14 protein-coding genes and 3 pseudogenes are annotated in these 18,705 nt (G+C 58.3%); 4 read left to right on the top strand and 13 right to left on the bottom strand.

The genetic code is table 11. The features are described 5' to 3' along the window. Positions 1–104 precede the first annotated feature (104 nt). Positions 105–743 (bottom strand): RloB family protein, encoded by a 639-nt coding sequence (locus tag AB4O11_RS13840; RefSeq protein WP_186621975.1) that lies wholly within the window; start codon positions 741–743, stop codon positions 105–107. Beyond that, positions 740–1,993 carry an AAA family ATPase gene (locus AB4O11_RS13835; RefSeq protein WP_186622144.1) on the bottom strand — a complete coding sequence of 418 codons (1,254 nt, stop codon included), beginning with the start codon at positions 1,991–1,993 and terminating at the stop codon, positions 740–742. Before AB4O11_RS13835 ends, AB4O11_RS13840 begins: the two co-directional genes overlap by 4 nt. 300 nt (positions 1,994–2,293) lie before the next feature. Here AB4O11_RS13835 and AB4O11_RS13830 point away from each other — a divergent pair, with 300 nt between their 5' ends. Next, positions 2,294–2,806 (top strand): BRO-N domain-containing protein, encoded by a 513-nt coding sequence (locus tag AB4O11_RS13830; protein ID WP_460089964.1) that lies wholly within the window; start codon positions 2,294–2,296, stop codon positions 2,804–2,806. Positions 2,807–2,856: 50 nt separating this feature from the next. Here the strand turns inward: AB4O11_RS13830 and AB4O11_RS13825 are convergent, their stop codons facing one another. Beyond that, entirely contained in the window at positions 2,857–3,042 is a 186-nt protein-coding gene (locus AB4O11_RS13825) for a hypothetical protein (protein ID WP_007908956.1), read from the bottom strand. A 392-nt stretch (positions 3,043–3,434) separates the two neighbouring features. On the opposite strand from AB4O11_RS13825, the gene AB4O11_RS13820 reads away from it, so the two are divergent. Beyond that, the gene (locus AB4O11_RS13820; RefSeq protein ID WP_099758089.1) at positions 3,435–5,063 is read left to right on the top strand and encodes a glucan biosynthesis protein D; all 1,629 of its coding nucleotides are present in this window, start codon (positions 3,435–3,437) and stop codon (positions 5,061–5,063) included. Positions 5,064–5,270: 207 nt separating this feature from the next. Here the strand turns inward: AB4O11_RS13820 and AB4O11_RS13815 are convergent, their stop codons facing one another. The 3 genes and pseudogenes from AB4O11_RS13815 to AB4O11_RS13805 all read right to left on the bottom strand — a co-directional run bounded on the left by AB4O11_RS13815 (position 5,271) and on the right by AB4O11_RS13805 (position 8,955). Further along, positions 5,271–6,377: an NADH:flavin oxidoreductase/NADH oxidase gene (locus tag AB4O11_RS13815; protein ID WP_460130935.1), complete on the bottom strand. Its 1,107-nt coding sequence runs from the start codon at positions 6,375–6,377 to the stop codon at positions 5,271–5,273. Between the two features lie 269 nt (positions 6,378–6,646). Further along, positions 6,647–8,357, bottom strand: a pseudogene (gene recJ, locus AB4O11_RS13810) (single-stranded-DNA-specific exonuclease RecJ). A gap of 55 nt (positions 8,358–8,412) precedes the next feature. After that, complete coding sequence (locus AB4O11_RS13805; protein ID WP_007908961.1) at positions 8,413–8,955, bottom strand: YaeQ family protein; 543 nt, start codon at positions 8,953–8,955, stop codon at positions 8,413–8,415. A gap of 146 nt (positions 8,956–9,101) precedes the next feature. Here AB4O11_RS13805 and AB4O11_RS13800 point away from each other — a divergent pair, with 146 nt between their 5' ends. Both AB4O11_RS13800 and AB4O11_RS13795 read left to right on the top strand, forming a co-directional pair. Continuing rightward, complete coding sequence (locus AB4O11_RS13800; protein ID WP_099758087.1) at positions 9,102–10,301, top strand: CaiB/BaiF CoA transferase family protein; 1,200 nt, start codon at positions 9,102–9,104, stop codon at positions 10,299–10,301. Beyond that, positions 10,228–11,208 carry a TIGR02285 family protein gene (locus AB4O11_RS13795; RefSeq protein WP_460130931.1) on the top strand — a complete coding sequence of 327 codons (981 nt, stop codon included), beginning with the start codon at positions 10,228–10,230 and terminating at the stop codon, positions 11,206–11,208. The genes AB4O11_RS13800 and AB4O11_RS13795 overlap by 74 nt, the downstream gene beginning before the upstream one ends. Positions 11,209–11,384: 176 nt before the next feature. Here AB4O11_RS13795 and AB4O11_RS13790 read toward each other — a convergent pair whose 3' ends face one another. The 7 genes and pseudogenes from AB4O11_RS13790 to xerD form a co-directional block, all read right to left on the bottom strand. Next, complete coding sequence (locus AB4O11_RS13790; RefSeq protein WP_093436783.1) at positions 11,385–11,666, bottom strand: DUF3509 domain-containing protein; 282 nt, start codon at positions 11,664–11,666, stop codon at positions 11,385–11,387. Between the two features lie 164 nt (positions 11,667–11,830). Then, entirely contained in the window at positions 11,831–12,238 is a 408-nt protein-coding gene (locus AB4O11_RS13785) for a response regulator (protein ID WP_093436788.1), read from the bottom strand. 117 nt (positions 12,239–12,355) lie between these two features. Continuing rightward, a pseudogene (locus AB4O11_RS13780) lies at positions 12,356–13,730 on the bottom strand (transporter substrate-binding domain-containing protein). Between the two features lie 120 nt (positions 13,731–13,850). Next, positions 13,851–15,261: pseudogene (gene thrC / locus AB4O11_RS13775) on the bottom strand (threonine synthase). A gap of 66 nt (positions 15,262–15,327) precedes the next feature. Next, the gene (locus AB4O11_RS13770; protein WP_093436800.1) at positions 15,328–16,632 is read right to left on the bottom strand and encodes a homoserine dehydrogenase; all 1,305 of its coding nucleotides are present in this window, start codon (positions 16,630–16,632) and stop codon (positions 15,328–15,330) included. Between the two features lie 130 nt (positions 16,633–16,762). Then, entirely contained in the window at positions 16,763–17,494 is a 732-nt protein-coding gene (dsbC, locus tag AB4O11_RS13765) for a bifunctional protein-disulfide isomerase/oxidoreductase DsbC (protein WP_007908974.1), read from the bottom strand. Positions 17,495–17,750: 256 nt separating this feature from the next. Beyond that, positions 17,751–18,647, bottom strand: a complete 897-nt coding sequence (gene xerD, locus AB4O11_RS13760) for a site-specific tyrosine recombinase XerD (RefSeq protein WP_093436805.1) — start codon at positions 18,645–18,647, stop codon at positions 17,751–17,753. Positions 18,648–18,705: the final 58 nt, after the last annotated feature.

Here is an 18,705-nt window from a genome sequence, read left to right as displayed (position 1 = left end):
TGTTTCCTACAGTGGATGGCGACTGAATGGCCTTGGTTCAGCCAGCGCCTGCCAGCAACGTCTCGTCTCGTCTCGTCTCAGCTACTGGGGGGCTCGGAAAGGGCTTATGTGTCAATCGGCTGGTGCTTTGAGAGGGCTTCGAACTCATCCATCAATAGGTGAATTTCAGTGCTTGGGTTGTGTTCGCCACTGAGGGCGACATCCTCAAGAACTTTGGGGGCCAGCGCTCTTGCCTGCTGAAATGGCTTTCCGAGTAGCTGAGCGAAGTAGCTGACGTCTTTGCCTTTCTGATAGTCAGCCATGCTGGGTTTTGCTCTGAGGCTCTTGGTCACCAAATCAGCCGGAGAGTTCTTCCCGGCTGTGCTGAACGGTTTTCGACTGTAGCCAAAGTGCAGTAGTAGCCAAAACTCGAAGCACGGATAAGATGCGATGACTTGGATTTTTGGATAAGACTTCGCCACATTCAACGCTCGCTCGAAGCACATGTGGGTGTCTCGATCCAAAACACAGAACACCTTATCGAAGCTTTTTTGCCTTACGACTGCTCGCTCAACAATGCCGCTTGGATGTGTAACACCGCAGTGAACGATCTCAACCTGGGCCTTGGCCCGAAAATAAAACGCGGCTTCCTCCAGATAACGTTTCCCTGACTTACTGTCTTCACACAACACCAGCACCTTAGGCTGCGGTTTGAAGCGGGAAGCCTTGCGATCAAACGATTTGAACGAACTCACTACCCTCACCCCTGCCTTATCAGCGGCAGCCCGCGATAACGCCCTTCGAAGTAACGCTTCTCGACATCCTCGCTTTCCCGGCCTTCAAAATCGTGTACGGAAAACAAGCTCGTGGCGCCATGAGCATCACGTTCTGTAATCCAGAACTGGTCACGCCGCAGAATCTTTTCATTCATCAGATGGGTATCGTGTGTCGTGAAAATCAGTTGGGTATCCAACCCACTGTCCAGATGCTTTGCGATCAAATCAGCGACGATTTCGGGATGAAGACTGCTATTCAGTTCGTCGACGCAGAGGATCCCACTGCCACCGGCCTGATTCATCATGAACCAGGGCAACCAGAAGCCAATCAGGTTTTTGGTTCCGCAAGACTCCTCCGAGAAGTCGAACTGCGCATCGCCTGAAATGCTGGAATGCGTGAGGGTCAGTTTGTCCCTTTGAGCCGCCGCGAAGAACTCCTTCAAGGTCAGTTTTCTGTTGCTCAAGTCTGCACAGGCGTCATCCGGGTCGAGCTGTATCGCAGACACAGGAATATCCAGCGCACTGAGAAAATCGCGCAGGTTGCTCGTATGATTTTTGACCATTCGCAGAAAGCGAATCGAGGCTGTGGATAAGCCAAGCATGTTGTTTTGTTCAATGACTAGCAGACCGGTTTGAAACCAACTGAATGGAGTGCGCAGTTGACTCAACTCTTCGCTGCTATGAGTGACGGCTTGTGCAATAAACAGCATCGTCGGACTGGTCAATCGGCGCCAGGCGCAATGCACTTCCTTGCCGCCCTCAAGGGTTTTACCAAACAGGTAATGCTCACCTTCAGCATCAAACCGGCGGTCATAAAGCAGTGTTTCCTTACCTTTCGGATAAGCAGTCAGTTGTTCCTGAACAATCCTCTGCGCGGTCAGCCCGAGGACAAACCGATAGCGCAGTCCGCCCTGAATAAAGTCGTACTCAAAGACACTGGGCGCATCGCTCAGAGTGCAATCAAATCGAAAGGGTGAAACAGGCAGCGCTTCGTCATTTGAACCACGTGGTGTCGTTAGCAAGCGTCCGACGATGCCCATTGCGCGGATCAGTGAAGACTTTCCGGAGGCGTTCGGACCGTAAATAGCTGCAACCTTCAACAGCTCCGGAAGCTTTTCCGTGCTCGTGGAGGCTTTGAACGTATTGCGTGTTTTGCTCAGACGAGGGCTCGCCGCCATGGACAGGGTTTGCCTGTCCCGAAATGAGCGGTAATTGGATACCGAGAATTCGATCAACATGAAGAAAACCTGCAGTTCATTGCTTGGGTTTTCATGAATAAACGAAAAAACAGGATTCAGATGCAGACGGACTGCAGCGAGTGCAAAAACAGGCATTTCCTACAGATGCAGCCTTCATGAAAAAGCCCCATTTCCTACAGTTATTGTCGATAGAACAGACTTGGTGCGTAGAGCACACGGCAGATAGTCTTCTTTCCGGCTGTGACATCAGCGGCCCGGTGTCGAAGCCGGAAGAAAATCAACATGGCGCAACCGCACTCATTTGAGTGGCGGCTCTATTCTCAATATTGGAGTCGAAAAATGCCTAACCACGTAAAAATTCCTTCTGAAAGCTCCGCTTTCTTCACCCCCACCGCCTTCACCCGCCACAACCGCTTCCTCCACGCCTTCATGCAAGACCACGAATCCTGGTTCTGCGTGCAAGATCTCGGTCGCTTGATGGGTTACCCCCTGAACGAACGCCTCACCCTGAAACTCGATCCCGATCAGCGTCGCCATGTCCTTCTGCGTCGGGACGGCGAAATCATCGATTGCGCGATGGTCAGCGAGTCCGGCCTGTTCGCCCTGCTCGTCCATCACTTCGTCCCGGAAAACCGTCACCTGCGCCAGTGGTTGAGCCATGAAGTCATCCCGATGCTGCGCGAAACCCAATCAAGCCCTGTGGAAAACCACCCGAGCCTGAGTTCGATGCATTGGGCAGGCGTCACCGTGCCGCTGCTGCACTGGCAACAGCAGGCGTGGGTCAAATGGCGGGATGTGCCGGAGTTGATGCACGGCCAGCGGCCGTATCCGGTTCTGGGAACGTGTAGCTGATCCAAATAAAAAAGGGGCGAACATTTCAGTCCGCCCCTTTTAATTTCCACTCAAAACCGCGAAACACTCCGCATCGCATCCACCAGATACCGCATCGCAATCCGGTCATTCTCCGAAAGCTCCCGATAACGCTCCACCAGCTTCACTTCGTCAGAGCTGAGCCGGCGCCTTTTGCGGCCGCTGCCCAGGCAAGGAAAGATGCCCAACATGTCGGTGATCCCTTGTATTTTTGCCATGGACGATGTCCTTCAATACTTCAAAGAATTGCTAAACCACCACATCGCCCTGCCCCTTACAGCAGCGCCGTGTGCCCTACCGGTCAGCACCGGTCATGCCCATAGAATAGAAATTAAATCGGCGCTGAAAAGCGGTTTTTAGAGTAATTAGTCGAAAAAAGCAGATATGCCGTGTAAATCAGAATGCCCTGTCAGATGTTTAACCGACATGTCTTGTTTCATTGACACACTGGCGCGGTGAATCAACGAATTTTGCATTGCGAGCGAACCGTTTAAGCTAGCGGGCATCTGTTAATAGTCCGTTGCGTTTGGCCGAAGGCTTGTCCGAACCGTTATTTCTGATCCAGCACGTGCCAGGAACGGCGCGGGATTGCACACGACAGGTTGTATATATGCACCGCAGGAATTTGCTCAAAGCGTCCATGGCCATTGCGGCTTACACCGGTCTTTCGGCCACTGGCCTGCTGGCCAGCCGTGCATGGGCGGCCAATGGCGGCGCCGCCGATGGCGAGGCGCAGGCCTTCGACTTCGAAGCGCTGAAGCGCCAGGCCAAGCAACTGGCCGGCAGCGCCTATCAGGACACCAAACAGGTGCTGCCGCCAACTCTGGCGACCATGACCCCGCAGAACTTCAATGCGATCCGCTACGACGGCGAGCATTCGCTGTGGAAGGAAAACAAGGGTCAGCTGGACGTGCAGTTCTTCCACGTCGGCATGGGGTTCCGTCAGCCGGTGCGCATGTACAGCGTCGACGCCAAGACGCGCACTGCCCGCGAGGTGCATTTCCGCCCGGCGCTGTTCAACTATGAAAACACTTCGGTCGACACCCAGCAGCTCAAGGGTGACCTCGGTTTTGCCGGCTTCAAGCTGTTCAAAGCGCCGGAGCTGGATCGTCACGATGTGTTGTCGTTCCTCGGCGCCAGCTATTTCCGTGCGGTAGACGCCACTGGCCAATATGGCCTCTCGGCGCGCGGCCTGGCGATCGACACGTACGCGAAAAAACGCGAAGAATTCCCTGACTTCACCAAGTTCTGGTTCGAGACACCGGACAAGAACGCCACCCGATTTGTGGTGTATGCCCTGCTCGACTCGCCGAGTGCCACCGGCGCTTATCGCTTCGACATCGATTGCCAGGCCGAGCGCGTGGTGATGGAAGTCGATGCGCACATCAATGCGCGCACGGCGATCGAGCAATTGGGCATCTCGCCGATGACCAGTATGTTCAGTTGCGGCACCCACGAGCGCCGCATGTGCGACACCATCCACCCGCAGATCCACGACTCGGATCGTCTGGCGATGTGGCGCGGCAACGGCGAGTGGATCTGCCGCCCGCTGAACAACCCGGCGACCCTGCAATTCAATGCGTTTGCCGACACCGATCCGAAAGGCTTCGGTCTGGTGCAGACCGACCATGAATTCGCCAACTATCAGGACACCGTGGACTGGTACAGCAAGCGCCCGAGCCTGTGGGTAGAACCGACCACGGCGTGGGGCGAAGGCTCTATCGATCTGCTGGAAATCCCTACCACCGGCGAGACTCTCGATAACATCGTCGCGTTCTGGACCCCGAAAAAACCGGTGGCTGCCGGGGATTCGCTGAACTACGGCTACAAGCTTTACTGGAGCGCATTGCCGCCCGTGGGCACGCCGTTGGCACGGGTGCACGCGACCCGTTCCGGCATGGGCGGATTCACCGAAGGCTGGGCACCGGGCGAGCATTACCCGCCGGTGTGGGCGCGTCGTTTTGCCGTGGACTTCACTGGCGGTGGTCTGGATCGACTGCCGCAAGGCACCGGGATCGAACCGGTGGTGACGTGCTCGAACGGCAAGGTGCAGGATTTCAGCGTACTGGTGCTGGATGACATCAAGGGCTATCGGATTCTGTTTGACTGGTACCCGACCAGTGACAGCGTGGAGCCGGTGGAGCTGCGGTTGTTTATTCGCACCAATGATCGCACGTTGAGCGAGACCTGGTTGTACCAGTATTTCCCGCCGGCGCCGGACAAGCGTAAGTACCCTTGAGGGTTCTCCGGCGTCTGATTGGGCCTCATCGCGAGCAGGCTCACTCCTACAGGGTTATGTGTCGTTAACAAGATGTGTGTGCGACGCAGATCAACTGTAGGAGTGAGCCTGCTCGCGATAGCATCCGCCCAGTCAGCACAAAAACACCCAACAGAAACAAAGCCCCGGCCATCACTGACCGGGGCTTTTTGCTTTTTCACAACTCACTCAATCGCGCAAATCAGACTCATGAATCGGCTGATCACGATGCGTTGCCCGTTGATATTGCGCCGGCCACACCGCTTTGCGCCCACCGAGATCATCGTCGGCATGCAGCGGCCAGTACGGATCACGCAGCAACTCCCGAGCGAGGAAGATGATGTCGGCCTGACAGGTGCGCAGAATGTGCTCGGCCTGTGCAGGCTCGGTAATCATTCCCACGGTGCCAGTGGCGATGCCTGACTCCTTGCGCACACGTTCGGCGAAGCGCGTCTGATAACCCGGCCCGACCGGAATTTCCGCGTTGGCTGCCGTCCCGCCCGACGACACGTCGATCAGATCTGCGCCAAGGGTATGCAGACGGCGCGCCAGCTCCACGGTTTCATCCGGGTTCCAGCCATCCTCTACCCAGTCAGTGGCCGATACGCGAACAAACAGCGGCAACTCCTCAGGCCAGACCGCCCTCACCGCTTCAGTCACTTGCAGCACCTGACGAATACGGTTCTCGAACGATCCCCCGTACTGATCGCGACGCTGATTACTCAGCGGCGAAAGAAACTGGTGCAGCAGATAACCATGCGCCGCGTGTACCTCGACCACGCTGAAACCCGCCTTCAGCGCGCGTTTGGCGGCATCGACAAACGCCTGAATAACATCGGCGATTTGCCCTTCATCCAGCTGTTTCGGTTGCGTGTGTTGGGGATCGAAGGCAATCGGCGACGGCCCGACCGGGGTCCAACCGCCATCCTCCGGTTTGACGCTGCCATGCTTGCCGATCCACGGCCGATGGGTGCTGGCCTTGCGCCCGGCGTGGGCCAGTTGAATCCCGGCGACCGCACCTTGGGCGGTGATGAAGCGGGTGATGCGTTGTAGCGGCTCGATCTGTTCGTCGTTCCACAGGCCAAGGTCTTCGGCGGTGATCCGCCCGTCGGCCGTGACCGCCGTGGCTTCGGTAAATACCAGACCCGCGCCACCTACCGCGCGACTGCCGAGGTGTACCAGATGCCAGTCGTTAGCGAGGCCGTCGACACTGGAGTATTGGCACATCGGTGACACCGCGATGCGGTTGGGCAGGGTCAGTTGGCGCAGAGTGAAGGGTTCAAGCAGCAGACTCATGGGGCACCTCTCAAATCAGTGGGCAGGCTCCAGGGTTCTGTTTGAATAGTCGACGAGTGACAGGAAAAAGATGCAGCACCCGCCCCCGCGGGCAAAAAATTCGACAAGACGTCACAAGGCCAATCAAGCAGTGCTTAGAGCCTAGTCGACAACCGGGGATGAGGGAGGGTTCAGAGTGATTCAGTGTGTGAAAGGACGCTTTCGCGAGCAGGCTCGCTCCCACAAAGGACAACACCGTACCTGTGGGAGCGGGCCTGCTCGCGAAGGGCTTAGCGCGGTTCGATGTGGGCAATCATCAACTGAACAGTCTCGTTACCCCGAAACTCGTTAACGTCGAGCTTATAAGCCAGTTCAACCCACTGAATCGTCGGGTTCGGCCAGATATCACGGTCAACGCCAAAGGCAATACCATCCAGCTTCACCGAGCCACATTCGCTCTTCAGCACCACTTTCAGGTGCCGTTCGCCGACCACTCGCTGTTCGACCAACTGAAACACGCCATGAAACAGCGGCTCCGGGAAGTGCTGCCCCCAAGGCCCGGCATGGCGCAAGGCGCGGGCCAGTTCGAGGTGGAATTCTTCAACCGCCAGCGTGCCATCGGTCAGCATGCGCCCGGTCAGGTCTTCTTCGCGAAGTTGCCTACGCACTTCAGCGTCGAAGGCCTCGGCGAACAGCGCAAAATTCTCCTGCGGCAAGGTCAGACCAGCGGCCATTGCGTGGCCACCATACTTGGCGATCAGGTTCGGATGCTGCGCCGCCACCACGCTCAACGCGTCACGAATGTGGAAGCCTTGCACCGAACGCCCGGAGCCCTTGAGCAAACCATCACCGGCATCGGCGAAAGCAATGGTCGGACGGAAATAGCGCTCTTTCATCCGCGACGCGAGAATCCCGATTACACCCTGGTGCCACTCCGGGTCGAACAGGCACAGACCAAACGGCATCGATTCGACCGGCAAGTCCTTGAGCTGCGCCAGCGCCTCGCGCTGCATGCCTTGTTCGATAGATTTGCGATCCTGGTTCATGCCGTCCAGTTGCGCGGCCATTTCCCGGGCCAGGTTGGCGTCGGCAGTGAGCAGACATTCGATGCCCAGGCTCATGTCATCCAGACGTCCGGCAGCATTCAGGCGCGGGCCGACAATAAAGCCGAGATCGGTGGAGGTAATGCGCGCAGCGTCTCGCTTGGCCACTTCAAGGATCGCTTTGATCCCCGGCCGTGCGCGCCCGGCGCGAATCCGCTCGAGGCCCTGATGCACCAGAATCCGGTTGTTGGCGTCCAGCGGCACCACATCGGCAACGCTGCCCAGCGCCACCAGATCGAGCAGTTCACCGATGTTCGGCTGCGGCTTGTTCTCGTACCAGCCGAGACTGCGCAAACGTGCACGCAACGCCATCAACACATAGAAAATCACCCCGACGCCGGCCAGTGCCTTGCTCGGGAATTCGCAGCCGGGCTGGTTCGGGTTGACCAGTGCATCGGCCAGCGGCAGTTCATCGCCAGTGCAAGTGGTGGTCGGTGATCAGTACTTTGAGGCCGGCCTTTTTGGCAGCGGCCACGCCTTCGACGCTGGAGATGCCGTTGTCGACGGTGATCAGCAATTGCGGTTCGCGGGTCAGTGCGACCTCGACGATTTCCGGGGTCAGGCCGTAGCCATATTCGAAGCGGTTCGGCACCAGATAATCGACGTGCGCCGCACCGAGCAAGCGCAAACCAAGCATGCCGACGGTACTGGCGGTCGCCCCGTCCGCGTCGAAGTCGCCGACGATGAGGATGCGCTGGCGTTGCTCCAGCGCCGTCACCAGCAGGTCTACCGCCGCATCGATGCCCTTGAGTTGCTGAAACGGGATCAACCGCGCCAGGCTCTTGTCCAGCTCCGCCTCGGACTGCACGCCCCGCGCCGCGTACAAGCGGGTCAGCAAGGGTGGCAGATCACCGAGAAACGGCAGAGTGGCAGGCAGTTGACGAGGTTCGATACGCATGGGGTGACAGAGACTTCTCTTGATTACGTGGGATTATTGCGGTGGTGGCGCGGGATCAGCCGCGCTCACCTTGCAGCCATTGCAACTGGACTTCGTGCTGACCACGGTCATCGGTGACGAAGATCGTGCCTTCGCTGATCATCACGTCCCACTTGATAACGCGGGGCATGTCCTTGGCCAGGGTTTCCAGTACTTCTTGCGGGACCGCTGCGATGTTGACGTTCTTCAGGTTTTTGATCGCCGGGATCACCTTGGTTTCCCAGACACGCAGGCTGCCGTAGGCCAGCAGGCTGGTGCGCTCGGTGCGACGCGAGCACCAGGTCAGGCGATCAGCGTCAGGCTGGCCAACTTCGATCCAGTGCAGAACACGGTCGTCCAGGCTCTTTTCCCACAGTGCAGGTTCATCCACGTCTGACAGACCGCGACCAAACGACAACTGCTCGTTGTACCAGAGAGCGTAGGCCAGCAGTCGCACGGTCATGCGCTCTTCGGTTTCCGAAGGGTGACGGGCGATGGTCTGCTTGACGCTCTCGTAGACACTGCGGTCGAGGTCGGTGAGGTTCAGTTCAAATTTGTAGGTAGTGGACGGCTGGGCCATGAACGGGCTTCTTGATACGAGGAAAGTCGGCAAGTCTAACCGATGCGGTAGGCAATCATCGAATTGATGGCGATCAAGCTGCGGCGTCTGACAGCCGGCTATGTTAAAACGCTGTATCTGCTTAGCCTTGTCCTACAGGATTCAGTATGCCGTTCGCCAACAAACCGCTCAGCGGTGTGAAAGTCATTGAATTGGGTACATTGATTGCCGGGCCGTTTGCCTCGCGCATTTGCGGCGAGTTCGGCGCCGAAGTGATCAAGATCGAATCGCCCGACGGCGGGGATCCATTGCGCAAGTGGCGAAAACTGTATGAAGGCACGTCGCTGTGGTGGTTCGTCCAGGCGCGCAATAAAAAGTCGCTGACGCTGAACCTCAAACACCCTGACGGCTTGGCGATCCTGAAAAAACTGCTCAGTGAAGCCGACATCCTCATCGAGAACTTCCGCCCCGGCGTGCTGGAAAAACTGGGCTTGGGTTGGGAAACCCTGCACGCGTTAAACCCGAAACTGGTGATGGTGCGCCTGTCCGGTTTTGGCCAGACCGGGCCGATGAAGGATCAGCCCGGCTTCGGTGCGGTAGGTGAGTCCATGGGCGGCTTGCGCTACATCACCGGTTTCGAGGACCGCCCACCGGTGCGCACCGGAATTTCCATCGGCGATTCGATTGCCGCGCTATGGGGCGTGATCGGCGCGCTGATGGCGCTGCGTCATCGCGAAGTCAATGGCGGCACAGGCCAGGTTGTCGATGTCGCGTTGTATGAAGCGATTTTCGCGATGATGGAAAGCATGGTGCCGGAGTTCGACGTGTTCGGTTTTATCCGCGAGCGCACCGGCAACATTATGCCCGGCATCACACCCTCCTCTATCCACACCAGTGCCGATGGCAAACACGTGCAGATCGGCGCCAATGGTGACGCGATCTTCAAACGCTTCATGCTGATCATCGGCCGTGAAGACCTGGCCAATGACCCTACGCTGGCCAGCAACGACGGGCGTGACAATCGTCGCGACGAGTTGTACGGCGTGATCGATCGCTGGGTCAATTCGTTGCCGCTGCAATCCGTGCTCGACCTGCTCAATCAGGCCGAAGTACCGGCCAGCCGGATCTTCAGCGCCGAGGACATGTTCAGCGATCCGCAGTACTTGGCCCGAGAGATGTTCCTCCAGGCCAAGCTGCCCGGCGGCAAAGATTTCAAGATGCCGGGCATCGTGCCGAAACTCTCAGAGACACCCGGCAGTTCGGAATGGGTCGGACCGCAATTGGGTGAACACAATGCGCAGGTACTTCACGATCTTGGCTACGACGAGCGCCAGATCGCCAAGTTGCGCGAAGACGGAGCCATTTAAGCTGAAACGCCGGCAGACATCGCACGCCAACCGTGCCCATCACTGGTGGACGTGGCGGTTGTTCGGCTTGTTGTTTTTGCTCATGCTGTCGACCGGCGCGCAGGCGAAACCGACGCTGACCTGGTTACTGCGCGACCTGCCGCCCCTGACCATTTTTGAAGGCCCGAAAAAAGGCCAGGGTGTCATTGATCACCTCATGCCGATGCTGATTGCCGGCATGCCGCAATACGAACACAAGTTGATGCGAGTCAATCGAGCCCGAGGCATCCAGATGCTTCACGAAGCCTCCTTCACCTGCGACCCGTCGCTGATCTGGAGCAAGGAGCGCGCGCAATGGATCGCGTATTCCATCCCGGCCTTCCGCGCCGTCAGTAATGGGCTGGTGGTGCGTCAGAAAGATCGCGAAGTGTTGGCACCGTTTCTCGTGGAAGGTGAAATCGATCTGGCATCGCTGCTAGCCAATGGCCAAGTGAAAATCGGTGTCGTGGCGGAACGCAGTTACGGTGCAATAGTCGATGACTTGCTGCGCCAGGCCCCCACGGACGCCCTGACGCCTCATTACGGCAACGAGGCCCTGAACAATCTGCTGCTGATGCAGCGCCTGGGACGATTACAGGTGGTGCTGGGCTATTGGCCAGAAATTCGTTATCAGGCTCATCTGGCGCAAATCGCCGAAGACGAATTGCTGTTTTATCCGATCCGCGGCACCGGTAAATACCTGTCGGGCTACATCGGCTGCTCCGACACACACCAGGGCCGTCAGGCAATCAGCGAAATAAACCAACTGCTGCGCACCCTTCCCCACGATCAACTGAACCAGTTGTACGCCGACTGGCTGGACCCCGCGATGCGAAGTGACTACCTCGAACAGGCCCGATCGTTCTTCGAGCAACAAGCGGCGCCATGAGCAAATCGCAGACAAAAGAAACCCCGAGAAGTGGGGAGACGACTCGGGGTTAAACGTGGCCTACATAAAGACCCGTAGCAGCAAGCGACAAGCACCGGAGCACAATGCTTGATCCTGCTGTTACCGGGTCTGACTGACAGGGATGCAGGAAGGTTCCCACAAAAAATATTTCATCTTTACAGCGCCGCACGTTTATCCAGCGCGGCGTTGCGCAATGCCGCGATCACACAGGGTTCCAGCCTTCCCTCCGCAATCAGAACGTCGCGGTGCAAGCCGTCAACGACATCGGTTAACTGGCGCTTGTCAGTCAGTTGTGCCTGATTGAATTCGCGTTCCACCACAATGGCGCCGTGACTGTTCTTCAAAGTCACCAGGCATTCGCCATGGGAACCGTTTGGAGACAACGAAACCTGATACGGGCTCAGAGCCTCACCGAGCAATAGACTGATACTTTCCATCTCGATCTCCACTCAATAGTCCGAAAACTGTGTGCCTGGGGCGTGTTCACAATAAATGACCACCGGCCCGAGAAGAAAGTTCTGCATACCGATCGCTCCGCTCCTGGAGTCACCGGTCTGTCAGAGCATGCACGGCGAAGATGACAGAAAAATAACCGTCCCCGTCAAACCTGGAGAGTTGGCGAAGCGGCGCTCAGGTAACTGTCGAGCAAACCGCGCATCAGCACCGCCGACACCGGGGTTTGCAGGCGCCCCAGCAGCCGCAGGCGGTGTTCACACAGCAAAGGCTCTAGATCGTTCAGCAGGCTTGGTGCGACCGTCCCCAGCAGGATCAACGCACGCGCCTCATGCCGTGTCGCCAGATGATGAATCAGCGCCAGGCCATCGCCACCCTTGAGTTGCGGATCGCAAATGGCGATGTCGACCGCGCCGCGATGACCCAGCGAAGACAGCGCAGAGGCCAGCGACGGCGCCGTCAGCACGTCATAGATGCCAATGGCATTGAGCATTTGATGCAATGCCATCAGCTGGAACGGATTGGGTTCAAGTATCAGGACTTTAAGCGAGCGCATAAGCGACCTCTGGAGGCGACAATCGCGGACTCTCACCGCAGTTGTTGTCACTCTAGGGCAGCCGTCCTAAGCCTCCCATCGGAAAAGTAGTCGCGTCTTATAGGACATTTCCCATCTTCATTGCAGACATCGACACCCACTCTCTGTACGACGCAGGGTGATGTCCGTCCAGCCCCCCCAAAAGTCCACGCAGTTTGCCGTCGGCGCTGTAGAACGGCACTGTCCACTGATAGACCTCGCGGGGACCACTCTTGAATTGCAATCGGCGCTTGCTGAAGCGCGACTTGCGGGTACGCAACTGCACCAGGAACTCGTCGTGCAGCATCAGCGCCGTAGCCTGCGGCAGCGCGTCAACCTCGATCAGCAACTTCCCCAGCACCTGATCCAGTCGAATCGACAAGGCCTCCTCATAGCTGCGATTGCACATGATCAGCCGCCCTTGCAGATCACGGACGAACACCGGGTCGGGCATGGAGTCGATCAACGCGTGCTGAAACGCCAGTTGATCGCCCAGATCCTTTTCCGCCGCGCGACGCAGTTTGATCACGGCCGTCAGTCGCCGATTCCATATCAGGAAAAGCAGGCCAAACACGCCGAGTCCGCCCATGCCCCAGCAACCCCATTCGAGCATCTGCTGCCAGACCGACGGCACGGGCACCGGTGCAACACCCTCCAGCCATTTCAGCCGGATCGCCCGTAACTCCGCCGCAGGAAAAGCCTCAAGGGCCTTGTTGAGAATACTCAAGAGCACTGGCATGCCTTTACGCACGGCCAGGTTATCCGCTTCCCATTTACCTTCGACCAGACCGCCCACCTTGAGCAACCCCAAAGGATACAGCTGAGCGCCGATTTCGTTCTCGATGGTGGCGTAAGCTTCACCGCTCTCGACCAGTGCTCGCGCCTCAGCGTAGGTCTTGACCGAGCGAATCTCGATCGACGGGAAGTCACGCCGGATCATGTCTTCCAGCGCATGCCGGGCCGGCAGCACCAACACCCGTTGACTCAATTGCTCAAAAGCCTCCAGCCGGGGCGCGTCAGCGCGGCCGACAAACACCCAGCCCGCACCACCAAATGCATGGCTGTAATCCAGAAACGCCTTGCGCTCCTCGCTCATGGCCAGGGTCGTACTGATATCCGCCGATCCGCTTTCCAGACGTTCGAGCATGTGATCGGTGGAAAACGACTCCTGATGCACAAAACGCAACCCGGTCATCGCCGTCACGCGCTTGAGTACATCATTATTCAAGCCGCTCCACTGCCCGTGCTCATCCTGGAACAGATACAACGGGTACTGCAACGACGTCACCTTCACCTCGGGGTTGTCTCGAATCCACTGACGCTCGTGCGCAGCCAGTTCGATGGGCTGGACCCTGGAAGTCGCGGCATCGTCATGCAGCGCCAGTTGCGCCGCCTCGCTGCTGCGCATCAAAGCCAGTAATCCGAACAAGAACAGCCCACTCAGTGCCGGTTTCAAACCTCTATAAAACAGCATTGCCACTTCCTTCGTGATCGACTCACCCGTCCTTCGTGGGTGAAAACCCGCACAGTGTGGCAGCAGAAACAAAAAAGCCCGTCAGGAGACGGGCTTCAAAATGTGACAGCTTTTACCGGCTTAAAGCGGCTTGCCGCGGTTGCCATGCTGGCTGACAAAGGCTTGCACGGCTTTCAGCTCGTTTGGCAAAACGGTGCAACGCTCGTTTCGCTCAAACAAATCAGAAAGATGTGCAGGTAGCTCGAGCGCTTTTCCTACACCGGCTTTCTCTACCGCATCCGGGAATTTCACCGGATGTGCGGTGCCGAGAATCACCATCGGGATATCGAGGCTACGACGGCATTCGCGCGCGGCCTTGACGCCGATCGCAGTATGCGGATCCAGCACTTCACCGGTCTGCTCGTAGACTTCGGCGATGGTTTCGCAGGTTTGCGCGTCGTCCACGGCCAGCGAGTCGAACAGCTTGCGGGCTTCGGTCCAGCGTTCTTGCTCGACGCTGAAACCACCACCCTGCTTGAACGTGTCCATCAGACCGGCGATGGCCGCGCCGTTGCGACCGTGCAGGTCGAACAGCAGGCGTTCGAAGTTCGACGAGACCATGATGTCCATCGATGGCGACAGCGTGGCGTGCAGGGTTTCCTTGACGTACTGATTGCCGCTCATGAAGCGGTGCAGGATGTCGTTGCGGTTGGTGGCGACGATCAACTGGTTGATCGGCAGGCCCATGTTGCGCGCCAGGTAACCGGCGAAGATGTCGCCAAAGTTGCCGGTCGGCACCGAGAACGACACCGAACGCGCCGGACCGACCAACTGCAGGGCCGCGTGGAAGTAGTAGACGATCTGGGCCATGATCCGCGCCCAGTTGATCGAGTTCACCGCCACCAGACGCGTGCCTTTGAGGAAGCTCTGGTCGGCGAAGCTCGCCTTGACCATTTCCTCGGCAGTCATCGAAGTTGCCTTCGATGGCGATGTTGTGGATGTTCTCGCCGAAAATCGTGGTCATCTGGCGACGCTGCACTTCGGACACACGGTTGTGCGGGTGCAGAATGAAGATGTCGACGTTTTCGCAGTGCTTGCAGCCTTCGATGGCCGCCGAGCCGGTGTCACCCGAGGTGGCGCCGACGATGACCACGCGCTCACCGCGTTTTTCCAGCACGTAGTCGAGCAGACGACCGAGCAGTTGCAGAGCGAAGTCCTTGAACGCCAAAGTCGGGCCGTGGAACAACTCCAGCACCCATTCGTTGCCGTTCAACTGACGCAGCGGCGCCACGGCGCTGTGCGAGAACACACCGTAGGTTTCTTCAAGGATCTTTTTGAAATCGGCATCCGGAATGCTGCCGGTAACGAACGGACGCATCACCCGGAAGGCCAGCTCGTGATACGGCAGGCCGGCCCACGAAGCGATTTCTTCCTGAGTGAAACGTGGCAGGTTTTCCGGAACGTACAGACCGCCGTCGGTGGCGAGACCGGCCAGCAGGACGTCTTCGAAATTCAGGGCCGGTGCCTGGCCGCGGGTACTGATGTAACGCATGACTGACTCCAATGGAGAGTGTTCACGACACCCGCCCCGTGCACGGGACGGGTGCAGGACAACGACTTAGTTCAGGTGCTCGACGCGGATCCGGACAACCGGACCATTCACGCCGGCCAGGGCTTCGAGGGCGGCGATCGCATCGTTGATACGTTGCTCGACCACGCGGTGGGTCAGCAGGATCATCGGCACCAGACCGTCTTGCTCTTCAACTTCCTTCTGCATGATCGACTCGATGTTGATGCCGCGCTCCGAGAGGATGCTCGCCACCTGAGCCAGTACACCCGGATGGTCCTTGGCCTGGATGCGCAGGTAGTAGGCGCTTTCGCAGGCTTCGATCGGCAGGATCGGATGGGCCGACAGCGAATCCGGCTGGAATGCCAGGTGCGGTACGCGGTTTTCCGGGTCGGAAGTCATGGCGCGAACCACGTCGATCAGGTCGGCAATTACCGACGAGGCGGTTGGCTCCATGCCGGCGCCAGCGCCGTAGAACAGCGTCGAACCAGCCGCATCACCGTTGACCATCACCGCGTTCATCACGCCGTTGACGTTGGCGATCAGGCGATCGGCCGGGATCAGCGTCGGGTGCACGCGCAACTCGATGCCGGCGGCAGTGCTGCGCGCCACGCCGAGGTGCTTGATGCGGTAGCCCAGCGCTTCGGCGTAGTTGACGTCGGCGGTGGTCAGTTTGGTGATGCCTTCGGTGTAAGCCTTGTCGAATTGCAGCGGAATGCCGAACGCGATGGAGGCCAGAATCGTCAGTTTGTGCGCGGCGTCGATGCCTTCAACGTCGAAGGTCGGATCGACTTCGGCGTAACCCAGTGCCTGGGCTTCGGCCAACACGTCTTCGAAGGTACGGCCCTTCTCGCGCATTTCGGTGAGGATGAAGTTACCGGTGCCGTTGATGATCCCGGCCACCCAGTTGATGCGGTTGGCGGACAAGCCTTCACGGATCGCCTTGATCACCGGAATGCCACCGGCCACGGCCGCTTCGAATGCCACGATCACGCCTTTCTCGCGTGCCTTGGCGAAAATCTCATTACCGTGAACGGCAATCAGTGCCTTGTTCGCGGTGACCACATGCTTGCCATTCTCGATGGCCTTGAGTACCAGCTCGCGGGCAACGGTGTAGCCGCCCATCAGCTCTATGACGATGTCGATCTCAGGGTTCGTGGCCACTTCGAAGACATCGTTGGTAATCGCAATACCGGTCGTCTGGAACTGAGGCTTTGGCGTGCGCATGGCAATTTGTGCCACTTCGATTCCACGCCCGGCACGACGAGCAATTTCCTCGGCGTTGCGCTGAAGTACGTTGAAGGTACCGCCACCGACGGTCCCTAACCCACAGATGCCTACTTTGACCGGATTCACTGTGAACTCCCCATAAAACGGCCGACGCGGGGTCGGCCGGAAAACAACCGCGTGCTCGCGGCTCTCTATTGATGGCCCGGCGATGCAGCTGCCGGACCATGATCGTCACGGCTGACCGTGACGATGCGAATCACTTCGCGCCCAGCGCCAGTTTGGCGACTTGTGGCGCAGGCTGGTAGCCCGGAATCACTTGTCCGTCAGCCAAAACGATGGCCGGTGTGCCGTTCACGCCGATCGACTGACCTAGGGCGAACTGCTTGGAAACCGGGTTATCGCACTTGGCGGCCTTGATCTCCTTGCCATCGACCATTTTGTCCATGGCGGCTTTCTTGTCTTTCGAGCACCACACGGCTTGCAGTTGCTCGTCACCCGGCGAGTTCAGACCCTGGCGCGGGAACGCAACGTAACGCACTTCGATGCCGCGCTTGTTCAGCTCCGGCACTTCGGCGTGCAGCTTGTGGCAGTACGGGCAGGTGGTGTCGGTGAACACGGTGATGTGCGACTTGGTTTCGCCCACGGCCGGGTAGACCACGGTTTCGGCCACCGGGATGGCATTGATCAGTTTGGAGATGCCCAGGCGTTCGGTCTTCTCGGTCAGGTTGACCGGTTTGCCATCCTTGAGCTGGAACAGGTAACCCTGAACGATGTACTGGCCATCGGCGCTGGCGTAGAGCACGCGGCTGCCCTTGAGCTTGACTTCGTACATGCCCGGCAACGGGCTCGCGCTGATGCTTTCTACCGGAACCTCGAGTTCGAGTTTTTCCAGGCTTTGACGAATGGCTTTGTCGGCCGCGTCATCGGCGACGGCAAAGGTGCTGACCAACGCAATGGCTGCGGCGGCGAAAATCTGGGTCAGACGCATGAGAACTCCTGAAGGCGGACAAATGGAACGATCAGAACGCCCGTGCCGGAACACCGGGTCATAACCGTCCATCGTGCAAACCGGCAAAGCCTAACACATAAGGTCACGGTGGCCGAATGCGCCTGTCGCCATAGATTTTGAGAGCACTGGAGAACCTGTAGGAGTGAGCCTGCTCGCGATAGCGGTCCTTCATTCAGCACTGTGTTGTCAGGAATACCGCTATCGCGAGCAGGCTCACTCCTACAAGGATTGTTGCTCAGCCGCGCGGGTGGTGTTTGGCGTGCAGATCCTGCAATCGAGCGCGGGCGACGTGGGTGTAGATCTGTGTAGTAGAGAGGTCGCTGTGGCCGAGCAACATCTGCACCACGCGCAAATCCGCGCCATGGTTGAGCAAGTGCGTGGCAAACGCATGGCGCAAGGTGTGCGGCGACAGCGACTTGCCGATCCCGGCAACCTTGGCCTGGTGCTTGATCCGGTGCCAGAAGGTCTGGCGGGTCATCTGCTCGCCACGCTGACTGGGAAACAGCACATCGCTGGGGCGGCCACCGAGCAATTCGCTACGACCATCACGCATATAGCGCTCGACCCAGACGATCGCCTCTTCGCCCATGGGCACCAGCCGTTCCTTGCTGCCCTTGCCCATCACCCGCAACACACCTTGACGCAGGTTGACCTGTTCCAGCGTCAGGCTGACCAGTTCTGTCACACGTAAACCGCAGGCGTACAACACCTCAAGCATGGCGCGGTCTCGCTGACCGATGGCTTCGCTCAGGTCCGGCGCTTTGAGCAACGCCTCGACGTCGGCTTCCGACAGCGATTTGGGTAATGGCCTACCGAGTTGCGGCATGTCGACGCGCAATGTCGGGTCGACGCTGATCATCTTTTCCCGCAGCAAATAGCGATAAAAGCCACGCACCCCGGAAAGAAATCTGGCAGTGGAGCGCGGTTTGTAGTTCTGCTCCAGACGCCAGGCCAAGTGATCAAGGATCAGCTCACGGCCGGCATTGATCAGTTCCAGGTTTTTCTCCTGCAACCAGCCATTGAACAGCGCCAGATCACTGCGATAAGCGCCACGGGTGTTATCGGACAGGCCTTTCTCCAGCCATAAAGCGTCGAGGAATTGATCAATCAGTGGATGGTCGATGGCAGGCATGGGCGCTCAAGTCACACAGCCTCAAGACTGTGCGCAAATGTAGAGTGAACTGTAGGAA

It is taken from the genome of Pseudomonas sp. H1_D05, from assembly GCF_054682705.1.
Note: the sequence above shows the minus strand (reverse complement) of the source record. Positions and strands in the feature narration are given on the sequence as shown.

Excerpts from the sequence above, each read along its gene's own strand:
- AB4O11_RS13815 (WP_460130935.1), bottom strand. The coding sequence starts at position 6,377 with ATGAGTCTGCTGCTTGAACCCTTCACTCTGCGCCAACTGACCCTGCCC.
- xerD (WP_093436805.1), bottom strand. The coding sequence starts at position 18,647 with ATGCCTGCCATCGACCATCCACTGATTGATCAATTCCTCGACGCTTTA.
- dsbC (WP_007908974.1), bottom strand. The coding sequence starts at position 17,494 with ATGCGTCTGACCCAGATTTTCGCCGCCGCAGCCATTGCGTTGGTCAGC.
- AB4O11_RS13820 (WP_099758089.1), top strand. The coding sequence starts at position 3,435 with ATGCACCGCAGGAATTTGCTCAAAGCGTCCATGGCCATTGCGGCTTAC.
- AB4O11_RS13795 (WP_460130931.1), top strand. The coding sequence starts at position 10,228 with ATGCGCAGGTACTTCACGATCTTGGCTACGACGAGCGCCAGATCGCCA.
- AB4O11_RS13800 (WP_099758087.1), top strand. The coding sequence starts at position 9,102 with ATGCCGTTCGCCAACAAACCGCTCAGCGGTGTGAAAGTCATTGAATTG.
- AB4O11_RS13785 (WP_093436788.1), bottom strand. The coding sequence starts at position 12,238 with ATGCGCTCGCTTAAAGTCCTGATACTTGAACCCAATCCGTTCCAGCTG.
- AB4O11_RS13790 (WP_093436783.1), bottom strand. The coding sequence starts at position 11,666 with ATGGAAAGTATCAGTCTATTGCTCGGTGAGGCTCTGAGCCCGTATCAG.
- AB4O11_RS13835 (WP_186622144.1), bottom strand. The coding sequence starts at position 1,993 with ATGTTGATCGAATTCTCGGTATCCAATTACCGCTCATTTCGGGACAGG.
- AB4O11_RS13805 (WP_007908961.1), bottom strand. The coding sequence starts at position 8,955 with ATGGCCCAGCCGTCCACTACCTACAAATTTGAACTGAACCTCACCGAC.
- AB4O11_RS13830 (WP_460089964.1), top strand. The coding sequence starts at position 2,294 with ATGCCTAACCACGTAAAAATTCCTTCTGAAAGCTCCGCTTTCTTCACC.
- AB4O11_RS13825 (WP_007908956.1), bottom strand. The coding sequence starts at position 3,042 with ATGGCAAAAATACAAGGGATCACCGACATGTTGGGCATCTTTCCTTGC.